The sequence below is a fragment of the Bosea vaviloviae genome (assembly GCF_001741865.1).
GTDB classification, from domain to species: domain Bacteria; phylum Pseudomonadota; class Alphaproteobacteria; order Rhizobiales; family Beijerinckiaceae; genus Allobosea; species Allobosea vaviloviae.
Genome location: NZ_CP017147.1, coordinates 5,357,359 through 5,373,154 on the forward strand (window position 1 = coordinate 5,357,359; position 15,796 = coordinate 5,373,154).

Here is a 15,796-nt window from a genome sequence, read left to right on the forward strand (position 1 = left end):
GCCCAGCCCCCAACCTCTCGCCGTCATCGCGAGCGCCCGGGTCTTGCCTTCGGCAAGCCCGAGTACAGGCTCAGCGAAGCAATCCAGAAAGTCGCGCACGACGGCCCCTGGATTGCTTCGTCGCTGCGCTTCTCGCAATGACGATCTCGCGTCGGAAGGAGTTTGCATGCCGACGATTCTCAAAGCGCAGGGACCTACCCCTTGCTAGGCTTCATCCTCAAACGCCTCGGCCTCGCGGTTCTCGTCGCGCTGACGGTGTCGGCGCTGGCCTTCATCCTGCTGCGCCTCTCCGGCGATGTCGCGGTCGCGATCGCTGGCGAAGGCGCGCAGCAGGCCGATATCGACCTGATCCGCGAGACCTACAGCCTCAACCGCCCCATCATCATCCAATATCTCGACTGGCTCTGGCGGACGCTGCAGGGCGATTTCGGCACCTCGATCTATTTCAAGACCGATGTCGCGGCTCTCGTCTTCTCCAAGCTCCCGGCCACGCTGATCCTCGGCCTGAGCTCACTTGTCTTCGCGCTCGCGATCTCGATCCCGCTCGGCGTGCTGGCGGCTGTCTACGCCAATAGCTGGATCGACCGGCTGGCGCTCGCCATTGCCGTCGTCGGCCAGGCCCTGCCGAATTTCTTCTTCGCTTTGTGCCTTGTGATGCTGTTCTCGATCACGCTGCGCTGGCTCCCCGTCTCCGGCTCGCAGAGCTGGCAGCATTACGTCATGCCGACGATCGCGCTCGGCTACTACGCCGCGCCGGCCTTCATGCGGTTGATCCGCGCCGGCATGATCGAGGTGCTCTCGGCCGACTATATCCGCACCGCCCGCGCCAAGGGCGTCGCGCCGCGCAAGGTCGTCTTCACCCATGCGCTGCGCAACGCGCTCGTGCCGGTCGTGGCGCTGACTGCCGTGCAGCTCGGCTTCCTGCTCGGCGGCTCGGTGGTGATCGAGACGATCTTCGCGCTCGATGGGCTGGGTTATCTCGCCTATCAGAGCATCACCTATAAGGATTTCCCGGTCATGCAGATGGTCGTGATGCTGCTTTCGGCTGTCTATGTCCTGCTGACGCTCGCAGCCGACATCGCCAATGCCTGGCTCGATCCGCGCATCAGGGTGTCCTGAGATGCAGGATATTCCACGATGAGCGACGCTCCCCTCGCTTTGCCGCGGCCCACCGCCCTGCCCCAGGGCAAGACCCTGCTGCGGCGCATGCTCTCGCAGACGACGCTGATGATCGGGCTTAGCCTGCTGGCCTGCTTCATCGCCATCGCCGTGCTTGCGCCCTTGCTCGCCCCGCACGACCCCTATGTCCAGAACCTGACGGCCCGCAACATCCCGCCCTTCTGGTACGACAAGGGCAACTGGGCCCATCCGCTCGGCACCGACCCGCTCGGCCGCGACTATCTCTCGCGCCTGCTCTATGGCGCCCGCATCTCGCTGCTGATCGGCATCAGCGTGGTGATCCTGTCGGGGTTGATCGGCGCGACCATGGGCCTGCTCGCCGGCTATTTCGGCGGCCGCACCGACCTTGCCGTCACCTTCATGGTGACGACGCGGCTCGCCATGCCGGTGATCCTGGTCGCGCTCGCGGTCGTCGCCATCATCGGCTCTTCGCTCTGGGTCGTGATCCTCGTGCTCGGCCTGCTGAAATGGGACCGTTTCGCCGTGGTGATGCGCAGCGCGACCCAGCAGGTGCGCTCGCTCGACTATATCGCGGCGGCCCAAGCCTCGGGCGCCTCGACGCTCCGCATCATCCTGAAGGAGGTGCTGCCCAACGTCATGCCGCATCTCATCGTCGTCGCGACCCTGGAGGCCGCGAGCGCGATCCTGCTGGAGGCCGCTCTTTCCTTCCTCGGCCTCGGTGTGCAGCCGCCACTGCCCTCCTGGGGCCTGATGATCTCCGAAGCGAAGGCCTACATGTTCTTCGGCTTCTGGCTCATCGCCCTGCCGGGCTCGGCGCTGGCGTTGCTGATCTTCGCGATCAACCTCGCTGGAGACGGCCTGCGCGATGCACTTTCGCCACCCCGCAATGTTTGATTCCATCGACCCTTTCTGCCGCTGAACGGAGACTGCCCCATGACCCGCGCCCAGGCCATCGCGCATGCGCAAGACTATTTCGATACCGGCAGCTTCAAGAGCGACCTCGCCCGCCTCGTCGCCATGCCGACCGAGAGCCAGAATCCGGAACGCGCGCCGATGCTCGCGGACTATCTCGAAACCGAGATGCGCCCGCTCCTGGAAGGCCTTGGCTTCACCTGCCAGACGCTGACCCACCCGCTGTCGCGCGGACCTTTCCTGCTCGCCACCCGCATCGAGGACCCGGCCCTGCCGACGATCCTCGGCTATGGTCATGGCGACGTCATCCGTGGGCTCGACGCACAATGGAGCGAAGGCCTCTCGCCCTGGCGGCTCGTCGAGAAGGACGGGCGCTGGTACGGCCGTGGCGTCGTCGACAACAAGGGCCAGCATGTCATCAACATCAACGCCCTGCGCGCCGTCCTCGAAACCCGCGGCAAGCTCGGCTTCAACGTCAAATATCTGATCGAGATGGGCGAGGAATCGGGCTCTCCCGGCCTGCGCGAGCTCTGCACCGAGCAGAAGGAGCTGTTCAAGGCCGATGTGCTGATCGCCTCCGACGGGCCGCGCCTCAATGCGGAGCGGCCGACGGTTTTTCTCGGCGCGCGCGGCGGCGTCACCTTCGATCTCTCGATCGTCGCCCGCGAGGGCGGCCATCATTCCGGCAATTGGGGCGGAATCCTCTCCGACCCGGCGATCCAGCTCGCTCACGCCATCGCTTCGATCACCTCCCCCAGCGGCCAGATCCGCATCCATGAATGGGTGCCCAAGGAGCTGCCGGCCGCCGTGCGCAAGGCGCTGGTCGGCTGCGAGATCGATGGTGGCCCGGATGGCCCGGCGATCGACCCCGACTGGGGCGAGCCCGGCCTGACCCCAGCCGAGCAGGTCTTCGGCTGGTGCTCTTTCGACGTGCTGGCGATGAAGTCCGGCGTGCCGGAGACGCCGGTCAATGCCGTGCCGCCAAGCGCCTGGGCGCGCTGCCAGCTGCGCTTCGTCGTCGGCATCGATCAGAACGACATCGTGCCGGCCCTGCGCCGCCACCTGCAGCGCAACGGCTTCCCGATGGTCGAGGTTTCGCTGTCGCGCGAGGCGATCTTCGGCGCGACCCGACTCGATCCGGAAGACCCTTGGGTCGACTTCGCCCTCGCTTCGATCGCCAGGAGCACCAACAAGAAGCCGGCGCTCCTGCCCAATCTCGGCGGCTCTCTGCCCAACGACATCTTCGCGGATGTGCTGGGCCTGCGCACGATCTGGGTGCCGCATTCCTATCCCGGCTGCTCGCAGCATGCACCCGACGAGCATCTTCCCGTCGCGATCGCCCGCGAAGGCCTGACGCTGATGGCCGGGCTCTACTGGGATATCGGCGACGGCGCGGCCCCTCCGGTCTGACGGCTCGGGCCGCTATTCCTGCGGCTGGCGCGGATTGCGGCCGGGCGGCAGGTCGATCGGCGTCGCTGGCGGCCCTTCAGGCGGTGCGTTCGGCGGCAACTCCGGCGGCGGCTCGGTCGGAATGCCGGCCGGCTCCTCATCCGGCGGCGATTCGACCGGAGGCGCCGGCGGAATCTCGGTTGGGATCAGTGGCGGCGCCTCGGGTGGCGGCTTCGGCGCTGCCGGCGTGCCGCCAGGGTCGGCGGCCTGGTGTCGGAGCAAATCGATCATGCGCACTCTCCTCCAGCGAAGGAAACGCCTGATCCGGCCGAAGGTTCGCAACGAGAGCGTTTTCAAGCGAAGCGGACACCGGCTCGCGTGATTAAAATGCGTTAAAACAAAGAGTTAGGGCAATTGAGCGATCCAACTGGATCGGAAAATTGCTCTTGGACGAAAAGCAAATTCTTGGGCGGAAAGCGAACGGCCGCGCTGGAGCGCGGCCGTGATCTTGAGGCGGATCTGGAGCGGCTCAGAACTGGTAGCGCAGCCCGCCATTGAAGGCGTAGCCCTCGATCTTCTCGCCGAAGCGCAGATCGGCGCGCACGAAGCCCGACAGGCCGGGCGTCGTCGAGGAGACGGCGACACCCGCGCTGAACTGCCCATAGGTCCCGACCCGGTCCGTGGTCGTGGGGAAGCTCAGGCCGCCGAATTCGCCCGACGCCTTGCTCTTGCCGGCGAATTCGCGCCAGACGCTGGCCGCGATATAGGGCGCGAGCACGATCGTCTCGGTCGGCTGGATGAAGGTGCCGAGCTGCACGCCGAAGCGCCCGGTGACGCTCTCGATCGGCTGCCAGCTGACATTGGCCTGCAGCGTCCGCAGCGGGTCGACCTCGGCGCGCGAATAGAGCACTGCGACGGAGGGGTCGATATAGATGCTGTCGGTGATGTTGAAGCGCTGGCTCATCGAGGCCAGGCCGCTCCAGCCATCCGCCTTGAACTTCGCATTGGTGAGGCCGGCCGAGGGGGAGTTCAGCTTCAGGTCGAAATTATCCCGCCGCACCAGCACGTCGAAGGCGAAGCCCGAGCCGCTCCGAACCGCGCCATAAACGCCGTAGAAGGGCTGCTCGACCTCGAGGCGCGTCTCGGGGGTCGTGACCTTGGCGTCGACCTTGCCGCCATGGATACCGAGATTGGCGGTCCAGCCGGTGCCGTTGATGTTGTAGAGGCCGGCATCGACGCCGAGCTGGAAGCCGTTGAAACCGGCCTCGTTGACGCTTCGGAACGAGCGCGACACCCCGCCGAGGCTGCCGACCGTGCTGTTCGAGGTGATGTCGAAATGCCCGCCGCGCGCACGCCCCCAGGTGCCGAACGAGAGAGTGTTCGGCTGCGGGTCGGCCGGGCCGTTGATGAAGGCCGAGGCCGGCTCGCTGAAGGCGTTGATCGAGGCCAGGGCGCTCGACACGGAGGCGACGAAGCCCGTGGCCGCGGTAACGTTGAGATCCGGCCGCACGACATAAGTGCCCGAGCCGGGCGTGGCCTCGCCGAACCAGTACTGCACCAGGCCGTTATTGGTGATGAGCTGGCCAGCGCCATTCGGGAACGGGCTCGGCCCGGTCGGGGTCAGCGCATTGGCGGCGACGAACTGGGCGCCGGCCGCGCCGTTGACCACCAGGACGTCGCGACTGATCACCGCGGATGTCACGGTCAGCTGTGCGAAATCGACCGTGGTCAGGCCCGAGGACGCCCCGCCGACGCTGATCCGGTCGGCCGCCGCGTTGACGATGTCGAGGTCGAGCCCGACCCGGCCATTGCCGGACCAGCCGCCGCCGACCGTGACGAGGTTGTTGGTGGCGCCGTTGCGCAGCTCGATCATGCCGGTGTTGGCGAGATTGCCGGAGGTCGTCAGCCTCGCGCCCTGGCCGAGGCTGACGCTGCCCGCATTCGAGAGCGAGGCGAGATTGGCCGCGAGATTGGCCGCGATCGCCACCTGGCCGGTATTGCTGAGCGGGCCGACGACGTTGAGATTGCCGCCGATGAGGTTGATCGCGCCGGCATTGTTGACCTGCAGGCCGCTGCTCAGCGTCGCCGTCCCGCCGGGTCCGTTGAAGTTGATCACGCCGCCGGCGAGGTTGTTGATCGCGCCTGCATCGAGGATCGCGCCGTTCGTGGCGACATTGATCGTCGCGGCGTTGTTCAGCGTGTTGGCGGTGCCTTGCAGGATCGCGCCGACATCAAGGCTGATGGTGCCGGCATTGTTGGTGATCGTACCGGCCGACAGCGTCCGGCCGGCGCCGATCGTGATCGAGCCGGCGTTGACGAGGCTGGCAAGCCCGGTGAAGTTGCCGCCATTCACGGCAAGGATGGCGCCACCGGCATTGCTGAAGGCGCCATTGCCGGCGAGCACGCCGGACACCGTGAAGGTCCCGGCATTGTTGGCGATGGCGCCATTGATCGTGCCGGCCGCATTGACCGTGCCGCTATTGGTGACGCCGCTCTGGATCGTGCCGGTCGTCGTCAGCGTGCCCGTATTGGTCACGCTCCCGGCGATCAGGCCGCTGTTGTTCGTCGTGCCGCTATTGATCACCGAGGCGTTGACCGTGCCGGCATTGTTGAACGTGCCGACCGTGGCCACCGTCACATTCGAGGCCAGCACGCCGCCAGCGAGCAGGCCGAGCGTGCCGTCGGAGACCGTCGTGCCGCCGGTATAGGTGTTGACGCCGCTGAGATTGAGCGTGCCGGCGCCGACCTTGGTCAGGCTCGTCCCAATGCCATCGACGATCGCCGAATTGATGGTTGCCGTCAGGCCAAGACCGTTGACATTGATCGTGCCCCCACCGGCGACGCCGATGCCGAGCTGGCCGCCATTCAGGACATAGCCGTCGGTATTGAACTGCAGCGTGTCGAAAGCCTGCGTCCCCCCGACGGTGACGACGCCGGGCGTGCCCTGGAACACGGCGACGGAGCTCTGCCAGGGAGCGTTCACCCCGGCCTGCCCCGGCAGGCCGGTCCAGCTCGTGCTGGTCGCGTCCCAGGTGCCCGCGCCGCCATCGACAGTGCCGTTGCCAAGCGTGTCGGCCCCGTCCCAGAACTGCATGATCTGGCCGGCGCCGAGCACGGCGAGATTGACCTGCTCCGCTGCGCCCGGAGCGTTGGTATAAACCTGCCCGGTGAAGCCCGCGACATTGACCGTGGCGTAGTTCCCGGTGATCGCCCCGCCGCCGACGACGCTGATCAGTCTGTAGAAGCCCGCGGACGCCGCAGTCGCGGTCAGCGTGCCGCCGAGCTGGACCGGCCCGTTGGAGATCACGAGGTCATTGGTGACGCCGCCGACCGTGCCCGGATTGTTGAGCTCGAACACCGAATTGGAGCCGGCGTTCAAGCTCAGCGAGCCCACGGTCAGCGTGCCCGGGCTCTGCCCGGCCGAGAGCGTGCCGCCGGCATTGACCGTGACCGCGCCGCCGAGCGTGCCAATGCCCGACAAGGTGCCGGTGTTGTTGACCGCCACCGCCGTCGCGCCGAGCGAGCCGTCGACCCGCAACTCGCCGCCATTGATCGCCGTCGCGCCAGTATAGGTGTTGGCGCCGCTCAGCGTGAACGTGCCGGTGCCTTGCTTGACGAGGCCTCCGCCGCCGCCGTTAATGGCGCCGGAATACGTCGTCGAACTGTTGTCGCCGCCTGTCGTTAATGTGATGCCGGCGCCCAGATTGACGCTGGTTCCAGTGGCGCCGGTCAGCGAGCCGATCGTTTCATTTTGAACGACGTCGATCTGGCCGCCGTTCAGGATGACGGCGCTGGCGTCGCCGATCGCGGAGTTGACCGGCCCAGCCCCGAAACTTACTTGCAACGTGCCTGCATTGACCGTGACAGAGCCGGTGAAGGTATTCACGCTGTTCAGCGCAAGAAGGCCGTTGCCATCCTTGATGAGCGCGCCGTTCCCGGTATTGAGTCCGGCGTTGATGATGACGCCAGCGCCTCCACTGGCGCCGACCGTAAGCGTCTGGCCGGCGCCGGTGATCGCGCCATCCGTCTGCACGATTCCTGAGTCCGAGTTGATGCGCGTCGCTGAAAGCAACGTGATCGCGCCGCCATAGCTGTTGTTGCCGGAAATATTTCTCAGCGCGCCACCCCCGGCGACGCCAGTGCCGCTCAGCGTCAGCGCCTCGGCCCCGACAAAGATGCCGCCCTGCATTTCCAGCGCCGCGCCAGCCGCGACCGTGGTCCCACCCGCCGTCGTGCCGAGCGCCGTGGCGTTCTGGATGTTGACGACGCCGGCATTGATCGCGGTTGCGCCGCCATAGGTGTTGGCGCCGGTCAGGATAAGCGTGCCGGTATTCGAATTGGTCAGCCCGCCGGCACCGGTGATCGCTGTCGTGCTGACGGTGGTCTGCCCCGCGCCGTTGAAAACGAGCGTGTTGGCGCCCAGCGTGATGCCGCCGGTCAGATTCAGCGGCTGCGTCGCCGGCGCGGTGACCGCGCTGTTGGCTGTCAGGCTGATCGCATTGGCCACGGTGACGGCCGCCCCACTGGATCTCAGCGTGCCGCCTGCGAGGGTTATGGTGCCCGTGCCGAAGCCTCCCGCGACCGAGGTCGCGCCTATCGCGCCAGTGGCGATCGTCGTCCCGCCCAGATAGGTGCTGGCGACGTCGAACACGGCAGCCGTGCCAGTGGGCAGGGCGACGGAGCCCGCTCCAATGATGCCGATCGTGTTGACGACAAGTTGGCCGGCGCCGAGCGTCAGCGTATTCGCCCCCAGCGTGACGCCGCCACTCAGCGTGAGGATGCTCGACGCTACAACGATCGAGGCGTTTCCGGCGAGCGTGATCGGACCGCTATAGACGTTACCGCCGCTGACATTGCGCAGCGCGCCCCCACCGGCGACGCCAGTGCCGTTCAGCGTCAGCGCCTCGGCTCCAACCGCGATGCCGCCCTGCAGCTCCAGCGCGGCGCCGTTCGCGACCACGGTGCCAGCGGCCGTCGTGCCGAGTGCGGTCGCGGCCTGGATGTTCAGCACGCCCTGGGAGATCGTCGTCAGGCCGGTATAGTTGGAGGCTCCGCCGGCATCGCTGAGTGTCAGCGTTCCGGTGCCGGTCTTGGTCACGGTGAGGCCGACACCGGCACCCTCCTCGATGCGGCCAGCGAAGACCGTGGAGGTATTGAGAGCACCGATGGTCAAAGCTGCGCCGGCCGACGAGGCAAGCACGCGGGAGCCGCCCCCACCACTCATTTCGCCGAGCGAAACCGCACTGGCCGTCTGGATGAAGATATTCCCGGCCCCGCCGAGCACGAAGCTGGCTGCGGCAGCCGCGCCGGTTCCCTGGAACGAGACGCCACCATTTCCAGCGGTGGTGTAAACCACATTGGATCCGGCATCTGCAGCACCACCGAAGATCACCCCCTGGCCGGCGTTGATCACGAAATTCTGCGTCACGCCGGAGTTGTTGACGACGCCAGCGCCCGTTAGGGCCAAGGTATTGTCGAGGGTGATCGTATAGCCCTGCGCACCAGCGTCATAAGTGATACCACCGACCGTGGTGGAGGCGGAGATCGCGAGCGCCGCGGGCGCGATCGCGCCCGGGAAAACCGCAGTCTCGCCGGCCGTATCGGGGACATTGGCGGGGCCAGCCCAGTTCGCGGCCGTGTTCCAGTCGGTACCGGGTCCAGTCCAGACCTGCTGCGCCTGCGCCTCGCCCGGCTGGAACAGCATCATCCCGACGATCACGCCCGTCGCCAGGGCGGTTGTCGCCACGAGTCGCCGCAAACCTTCGCTGGCGCTCCCGATCGGCATGGGCGCGCTCAGTCTGCGAGCGTCCAGAACGTCGGCCGTCTTCAGCATCTAGGACCTCAAGATCGTATTTGCAGCGTGTCCGTGACGTCCGCCTGGCGCCCGAGAGAAGCGAGATGGAAACAACTCGGCCGCCAAATCGACAAGATTTCACCTGAATCCATCCCCTGTTTGATCCCCTTAAGTCAACACCATGCCCGACAGTCAGAGGCCGACGTCGCCAGCTTTGCGCGCACATGACGCAAGTGCGATATTTGGCTTATTCATTTTAAATCAAAATGTTGCCGCAATTTCCTCAAGAACCGACAACGCACTTGCGAAATCGGGCAAGATCACAGCGGCTGTTTTTGCGGACGCGTTACAGAAATACCACGCAGATGCCGGCTAAACGGCGATTTGCCCACCCACAGCAACATCTTACTTCGCTCGTCATCACGCGCGTCGCCTGCCGCGTGTCGACGGACGTAAAGAAAATCGGCGTGAATCTCTCGATTTACGTGGGTTTCTCAATGTTGCCGGCGCGCAAACATCTGACCGAAGCGCGCCCGGTAGTATTCGCGCCTCCGACATCGTTGCTGCGCGGGCATCCTGCAGGGTCAAGGTTCCGCAAGGCGGCGAACCCCGGCGCGCTGCGCGGCGCGCGCCTCTCGCCACATTCGGTGCCTGATCATCGCGAAGCGTGATTCGAACGGGCGCGCCGCAAGGCCGGCAACGCCAAGCGGCATATGTACCGACCCTGCGCCGTGAGCAGCCTCACTCTTCGATGAATGCGGCTCGGCTCCAGTCTCAAACAAAAAGGGAGCGCTCAACGCGCTCCCAATCGCAAATGGTTCAGCGAAAGAAGGCCCCGTTGTCAGGGGCCCTCGTCCGATCAGTACCTGTCGTAGCGGCGATAGCCGGGGGGCGGGCCATCATAGCCGCGTCGCGGCCCATATCCGTAGCCAAGCTCGCGCCCGTAGCCAGGCCCGCGTTCGTAACCTCTACGCCCGTAGCGCTGCTGGCGCTGTGTTTCTTCGATGATCATGAGACGGCGCTGCTTGGCCGCAGTCATGGTGAACTCTACAGCCTGCCCGTCGAGTTGATGAGCCACGGTGGCGGGCAATGTCTCGGCTGCGTTGACTGCCGTCGAGGCAGAAATCGCAGCACTCGCGAGAGCAATGGCACCGACGAAGCCGGCCAAGATAGACTTCCTATTCATATTGAATCCTCTCGTGCCCCGTCAGGCGGGCAAACAACAATGCGAAGAGCCTCGAATCGTTCCATTCAACTTACCGGGAAGGTTGCGCCGCGTTCAAGCCTCGCCGCACTGCGGCCCGGGCGCCATGAGCGCTCCAGCGCCACGTCTATACTTCTCCAGCGCCCCGGATGAATGACGTCATCGCAACGGTAGAAGCGGCCATCGGCAGGATCGCCGGAGCGATCAAGCGGTTTCGGCGTTCGACGTGCGGAAGTTGCAAAATAAAATGCAAAACGCACAGACCGTTCCGGCTTTGTGTCGCCGGCCGATCTGCCTATGCTTTCGATTTCGCAGAAGTTTCCGTGGTGGGTGATGTAGGGCTCGAACCTACGACCCGCTGATTAAGAGTCAGCTGCTCTACCAACTGAGCTAATCACCCATACGCCACGAAGCGTCGCCGTCGCTGCGGCCAAGGCCGCGTCAGGCAGGCCGGCGATGTAGCAAACGCCCCCCGCCCTGTCCACCCATCTGCGACAGAAATATGCCAAGCCGCCGAAATGAATTCGGCGCAAGAGCAGGATGCGAAAAAGTGGGAACCGGTTTTTCGCATCCTGCTCTCACTTTTAGATGAGAGACGGATTCAGATATCAGATGGGATCACAAAGTGATTCCATCTGATATCATCCGGCTCTCGCAGGATGCGAAAAAGTGGGAACCGGTTTTTCGCGCCGATCCTGCTCTAACTCTTTGATGAGAGCCGGATGATTTCAGATCGGATCACTTCGTGACCCGATCTGAAATCATCCGGCTCTAGGCGCGGCGGCCTCATGCCGACCGGCGATTCAGCAGGTGGTAGAGCGCGATAGCCCCGAAGGTCGCGGTACCGATACCGCCGAGCTCGAAGCCGAAGAGCGGCAGCTTCAGATCACCCGCGCCCAGGATCAGTGCGGTCGCGACGGTGAGCAGATTCTTCGGGTTCGAGAAGTCGACCTGGTTCTCGACCCAGATTCGCCCCGCCGTGGCGGCGATCAGGCCGAAGACGACGATCGCCAACCCGCCGAGCACCGCGACCGGAATCGTGCCGATGACCGCACCGAATTTGGGGGAGAAGCCGAGCACCAGCGCGATGATGCCCGCCGCGACGAAGACCAGCGTCGAATAGACCCGCGTCACCGCCATCACGCCCATGTTCTCGGCATAGGTCGTAACCCCCGTGCCGCCGCCGGAGCCCGCGATCATGGTGGCGAGCCCGTCGGCCATGAAGCCGCGCCCGATCAGCGGGTCGAGATTGCGACCGGTCATCACGGCAATGCCCTTGATGTGCCCGAGATTCTCCGCAACCAGGATGAGCGCGACCGGAGCGATCAGCGCCATCGCCTTGAAATCGAACGCCGGCGCGACGAAGTTCGGCATCCCGAGCCAGGCGGCGGCGCCGATCCGCCCGAAATCGACCGCCGGGGCGCCGAAGCTCGGCGCCGTCGCCGCGTAGAGGATATAGGCGCCGGCGCCGCCGATCAGCACCGGCAGGCGCTGTGCGAGGCCTCTGCCATAAACCGCCACCAGCGCGACCGCGACGACCGTGAACAGCGCGATCCATTTGGTGTAGGGGCTCGCCGAGATCATGCCCATGGCGACTGCCGTCAGATTGAGCCCGATCGCGCCGATGACCGCACCGGTGACGACCGGCGGCAGCAGCTTCTCGATCCAGGCCGTGCCGACGCCCTGGACCAGCAGGCCGATGGCGGCATAAAGCGCGCCGCAGGCGATGATGCCGCCGAGCGCCACGGCGATGTTCGCGTTAGGTCCCGAACCGGCATAGCCACTCGCCGCAATCACCACCCCGATGAAGGCGAAGGATGAGCCGAGATAGCTCGGCAATTGCCCGCGCGTGATCACGAAGAACAGCAGCGTCGCGATGCCGGAGAAGAAGATCGCCACATTGGGGTCGAACCCCATCAGGATCGGCGCCAGTGCGGTCGCGCCGAACATGGCGACGACATGCTGCAGACCTGCGATGAAGGTCTGGACGGTCGACAGACGCTCGTCCGGCATCACCGCGCCGGAGGTCTTTAAGGTCCAGTTCGGAAAATAAGACATGGCGCGCTCCCCAGCGGGCGCGCGCTCTTTCCGGCCGCGCCGAGACCGAACTACAGGCAAAGATCCTGTCCACGCCAAGCCCGCCCTGGCGGGACGCGTGCGATTTCAGGGGAAAACCAAGCCTGCAGCGCCCTCATCAGGTGATCTTCGCAAGGTGAATGGTGCCGTCACCGCGCTGCAGCACGCAGTCGCGCGGCAGCACGCTGCCCGGCATCGCCGAGATGCGCTCCTCCTTCGTCCTGGCAACGATCAAGCCGAACAAGAGCTGGCCGGTGTGAAGGGCGTCATGCTCGGGCTTGACCCGAGCATCTCTTCGGCGAGGTTCTCGGGTCCGCGCAAAGCGCGGCCCGAGAAAGACGCTCTCAGCCCCCCTTTACTCCGCCGCGGCCTGCGCGTGCAGGCGCACGCCCTTGGCGACGAGCTTGTTGAGCGCCACCAGATAAGCCTTGGCCGAGGAGACCAGCGTATCGGGGTCAGCGCCGCGCCCGGTCACCGACGAGCCCTCATGCGAGAGCCTGACCGTCACCTCGGCCTGCGCGTCGGTGCCTTCGGTCACGGCGTGCACGTCGTAGAGCTCCAGCACCGCCTCATGCGGCACGATCGCCTTGATGGCGTTGAACACGGCATCGATCGGCCCGTTGCCCTCGGCCTCCTCGGTGACGAAGCGGCCATCGACATCGAGCTTCATCGTGGCGCGCTGCGGCCCGCGCGTGCCCGCGATCACGGTCAGCGAAACCAGCCTGACGCGGTCATGCGCCGAGGCCAGATTCTCGTCGACCAGCGCCTCGATATCCTCGTCATAGACATGCTTCTTGCGGTCGGCCAAGGCCTTGAAGCGCGTGAAGGCGTCCTCGAGCTGGTTGTCGCCCAGATCGTAGCCCATCTCCTTCAGCTTGGAGCGGAAGGCGGCGCGGCCGGAATGCTTGCCCATCACCAGGGAGGTCTTGGAGACGCCGACCGATTCCGGCGTCATGATCTCGTAGGTCGTCTGGTTCTTCAGCATGCCGTCCTGGTGGATGCCGCTCTCATGGGCGAAGGCGTTCCGGCCGACGATCGCCTTGTTGTACTGCACCGGGAAGGAGCAGGCGGTCGAAACGGCCTTCGAGGCGCGCGTCAGCAGCGACGCGTCGATGCCGGTGTCGTAGGGCAGGACATCGCCGCGCACGCGCAGCGCCATCACCACCTCTTCCAGAGCGGCATTGCCGGCACGCTCACCGATGCCGTTGATGGTGCATTCGATCTGCCGCGCCCCGCCCTCGATGCCGGCCAGCGAATTGGCCACCGCCAGCCCGAGATCATTGTGGCAATGCACCGAGAAGATCGCCTTGTCGGCATTGGGCACGCGCTCGCGGATCTGGCGGAACATCGCGCGATACTCGTCGGGCACCGCATAGCCGACCGTATCGGGCAGGTTGATCGTGGTCGCGCCGGCCTTGATGGCGGCCTCGACCGTGCGGCAGAGATAGTCGATCGGGGTGCGGGTCGCGTCCATCGCCGACCATTCGACATCCTCGACCAGGTTGCGGGCCTGGGCCACCGTCTTCGTGATGATCTCCAGAACCTCGTCTTCGCTCTTGCGCATCTGGTGCTCCAGATGGATCGGCGAGGTCGAGACGAAGGTGTGGATGCGCGGCTTGGCGGCATGGCGCACCGCCTCGCCGGCGCGTGCGATGTCAGCGCTGATCGCCCGGGCGAGGCCCGCGACGGTCGCACGCTTGATCCGCCTGGCGATAGCGGAGACCGCTTCGAAATCGCCGTCGGAGGCGATCGGGAAGCCGGCCTCGATGATGTCGACGCCCATCGCGTCGAGCACATCGGCGACCTCGAGCTTCTCCTCGAAGGTCATGGTGGCGCCGGGGCATTGCTCGCCGTCGCGCAAGGTGGTGTCGAAGATCAGCACGCGGTCCTTGGAGGAGGAGGCGTTCCGGGTCGCATCGGTCATGGTCGTGATCCTGTAGAGGGTCGCGCCGCTATGGTTGAAGGCAGGCGCGAAATGTCTGGAAGGCGGTTCTCGTCACTCCCCTGAGCGCCCAGGCATGCATGCCCGGCCGGCCCTCAGGGGCGGCTAAGGAGAAGAAGCAGTCCAAGACCGAGCGGAGCGCGCATGCCGGCAGCCCGCGCAACGGCGCGGTTCTGGCTCAGGGCATGGGTGGCGGATGCGACCACAGGCGTTCCTCGTATCGACCGAAACTGCATAACCGATAGCAGGGGGACAAGGCAAGGCAGGGTTTTCCATCTCGCCGCGCCCTTCTCGCCCTAACCGTCACTCACACCGCTGCGCTGCTGCGAGCCTTGACCACGGCGAGCGGGGCCGTGGGTGCGGGCCAGAGCTGGACACGATAGAAATCGTCACCCTCGAGCCCGTCCTCGCTTACCGTGTCGAGGCCGGCATAGGAGACGCGAACCCGATAGCCTCCCGGCGGCACGCTGAGGCGCGGCGCATCGGGCAGATAATCCGTGCAGCCGGCAATCGCGACGCAGCCGGAGCGAACTGTGAAGGAGCCTTCATTGACCATGTCCCACTCGCCGAAATCGGCGGGCGGCTCCTGCGCATGAAGCGAGACGACGACCGGCACGGTCATGTTGCGCGCCGTGCCGACGCCGATGGATTGCGCTGAGGCCGCAAACAGCCGCTCGACGGCCTCCTCCGTCCAGAGCGAGCCGAAATCGTCATTGGCCGTCTCGTCCTGGATGTAGAACTGGAAATAATCGGCGAAGATCGCGAGTTCGATCGTGGCCTCCGTCGTCATGGGCGCTCCTCTTACAACAGCGCCAGCAACCTCCGGCGCGACCATGTCGAGAGTGTGTCTCGCCACGCAGCCGCGTATGTTGGCGGCCGCCCCGGAATCGGTCATGGTCGCAAGTCTTTCGTCGTCGCAAGTCTTGCGTCGTCGCAAGTCTTTCGCCGATCGGACATGCCGCCATGCGCGCTTTTGCTCTCCTCGCCACCCTCGGCATCGCCCTCGCCGGCTGTCAGACCCGGCCCGTCGCCCCGCCCGCGCCGCCGCCAGAGCGGGCCTATCCCGGCGTGACGCCGAGCACCTTCCATATGCCGGGCGGTTCAGGCTGCTCCGGCGAGGTCGAGCGCTTCCAGGCCGTGATGGATAACGACCTCGCCACCGGCCACACCACCAAGGGCGTCCACGCCCGCGTCAGCGCCGAGATCGCAACCGCCCGCTCGAGCTGCGCTGCGGGCAATGAAGGCGGGGCGATGGGGCAGCTCCACGCGACCAAGACGAGGTTTGGCTATCCGTGAGGGCCAGCCCTTCTCCCCTCGGGGGAGAAGGTGGCAGCGCGAA

The 15,796-nt window shown here is 65.7% G+C and carries 12 protein-coding genes and 1 tRNA gene; 5 read left to right on the forward strand and 8 right to left on the reverse strand.

What is annotated here, in order from left to right; all coding sequences use genetic code 11:
* The first annotated feature begins 201 nt into the window (after positions 1-201).
* The 3 genes from BHK69_RS24675 to BHK69_RS24685 are packed head-to-tail and all read left to right on the forward strand — an operon-like array spanning position 202 to position 3,462.
* The gene (locus BHK69_RS24675; RefSeq protein ID WP_069692415.1) at positions 202-1,119 is read left to right on the forward strand and encodes an ABC transporter permease; all 918 of its coding nucleotides are present in this window, start codon (positions 202-204) and stop codon (positions 1,117-1,119) included.
* A gap of 18 nt (positions 1,120-1,137) precedes the next feature.
* Entirely contained in the window at positions 1,138-2,034 is an 897-nt protein-coding gene (locus BHK69_RS24680; protein ID WP_069692416.1) for an ABC transporter permease, read from the forward strand.
* A 39-nt stretch (positions 2,035-2,073) separates the two neighbouring features.
* The gene (locus tag BHK69_RS24685) at positions 2,074-3,462 is read left to right on the forward strand and encodes a M20 family metallopeptidase (RefSeq protein ID WP_069692417.1); all 1,389 of its coding nucleotides are present in this window, start codon (positions 2,074-2,076) and stop codon (positions 3,460-3,462) included.
* A gap of 12 nt (positions 3,463-3,474) precedes the next feature.
* On the opposite strand, the gene BHK69_RS24690 is transcribed toward BHK69_RS24685, so the two are convergent.
* Positions 3,475-3,732, reverse strand: a complete 258-nt coding sequence (locus BHK69_RS24690) for a hypothetical protein (RefSeq protein WP_069692418.1) — start codon at positions 3,730-3,732, stop codon at positions 3,475-3,477.
* 238 nt (positions 3,733-3,970) lie between these two features.
* Positions 3,971-9,187 (reverse strand): autotransporter-associated beta strand repeat-containing protein, encoded by a 5,217-nt coding sequence (locus BHK69_RS24695; protein ID WP_158516269.1) that lies wholly within the window; start codon positions 9,185-9,187, stop codon positions 3,971-3,973.
* Positions 9,188-9,600: 413 nt separating this feature from the next.
* Between BHK69_RS24695 and BHK69_RS32345 the strand changes: the two genes are divergently transcribed.
* On the forward strand, positions 9,601-9,906 hold the full coding sequence (locus BHK69_RS32345) for a hypothetical protein (RefSeq protein WP_148663577.1): 306 nt from the start codon (positions 9,601-9,603) through the stop codon (positions 9,904-9,906).
* A gap of 188 nt (positions 9,907-10,094) precedes the next feature.
* On the opposite strand, the gene BHK69_RS24700 is transcribed toward BHK69_RS32345, so the two are convergent.
* From BHK69_RS24700 to BHK69_RS24720, 6 genes are all read right to left on the reverse strand, one after another.
* On the reverse strand, positions 10,095-10,403 hold the full coding sequence (locus BHK69_RS24700; protein ID WP_148663578.1) for a hypothetical protein: 309 nt from the start codon (positions 10,401-10,403) through the stop codon (positions 10,095-10,097).
* 360 nt (positions 10,404-10,763) lie between these two features.
* A tRNA-Lys gene (locus BHK69_RS24705) sits at positions 10,764-10,839 on the reverse strand.
* A gap of 386 nt (positions 10,840-11,225) precedes the next feature.
* Positions 11,226-12,497, reverse strand: a complete 1,272-nt coding sequence (locus BHK69_RS24710) for a solute carrier family 23 protein (protein ID WP_069692421.1) — start codon at positions 12,495-12,497, stop codon at positions 11,226-11,228.
* Between the two features lie 136 nt (positions 12,498-12,633).
* Positions 12,634-12,759: a hypothetical protein gene (locus tag BHK69_RS33450; RefSeq protein WP_280142020.1), complete on the reverse strand. Its 126-nt coding sequence runs from the start codon at positions 12,757-12,759 to the stop codon at positions 12,634-12,636.
* A gap of 111 nt (positions 12,760-12,870) precedes the next feature.
* Positions 12,871-14,439, reverse strand: coding sequence for a 2-isopropylmalate synthase (locus BHK69_RS24715; RefSeq protein WP_069692422.1), 1,569 nt, complete (start codon positions 14,437-14,439; stop codon positions 12,871-12,873).
* Positions 14,440-14,764: 325 nt separating this feature from the next.
* Positions 14,765-15,247, reverse strand: a complete 483-nt coding sequence (locus tag BHK69_RS24720) for a hypothetical protein (protein WP_069692423.1) — start codon at positions 15,245-15,247, stop codon at positions 14,765-14,767.
* Between the two features lie 173 nt (positions 15,248-15,420).
* Between BHK69_RS24720 and BHK69_RS24725 the strand changes: the two genes are divergently transcribed.
* The gene (locus BHK69_RS24725) at positions 15,421-15,753 is read left to right on the forward strand and encodes a hypothetical protein (protein WP_069692424.1); all 333 of its coding nucleotides are present in this window, start codon (positions 15,421-15,423) and stop codon (positions 15,751-15,753) included.
* Positions 15,754-15,796 lie beyond the last annotated feature (43 nt).

Excerpts from the sequence above, each read along its gene's own strand:
- BHK69_RS24710 (WP_069692421.1), bottom strand. The coding sequence starts at position 12,497 with ATGTCTTATTTTCCGAACTGGACCTTAAAGACCTCCGGCGCGGTGATG.
- BHK69_RS24715 (WP_069692422.1), bottom strand. The coding sequence starts at position 14,439 with ATGACCGATGCGACCCGGAACGCCTCCTCCTCCAAGGACCGCGTGCTG.
- BHK69_RS32345 (WP_148663577.1), top strand. The coding sequence starts at position 9,601 with ATGCCGGCTAAACGGCGATTTGCCCACCCACAGCAACATCTTACTTCG.
- BHK69_RS24680 (WP_069692416.1), top strand. The coding sequence starts at position 1,138 with ATGAGCGACGCTCCCCTCGCTTTGCCGCGGCCCACCGCCCTGCCCCAG.
- BHK69_RS24690 (WP_069692418.1), bottom strand. The coding sequence starts at position 3,732 with ATGATCGATTTGCTCCGACACCAGGCCGCCGACCCTGGCGGCACGCCG.
- BHK69_RS24725 (WP_069692424.1), top strand. The coding sequence starts at position 15,421 with ATGCGCGCTTTTGCTCTCCTCGCCACCCTCGGCATCGCCCTCGCCGGC.
- BHK69_RS24685 (WP_069692417.1), top strand. The coding sequence starts at position 2,074 with ATGACCCGCGCCCAGGCCATCGCGCATGCGCAAGACTATTTCGATACC.
- BHK69_RS24720 (WP_069692423.1), bottom strand. The coding sequence starts at position 15,247 with ATGACGACGGAGGCCACGATCGAACTCGCGATCTTCGCCGATTATTTC.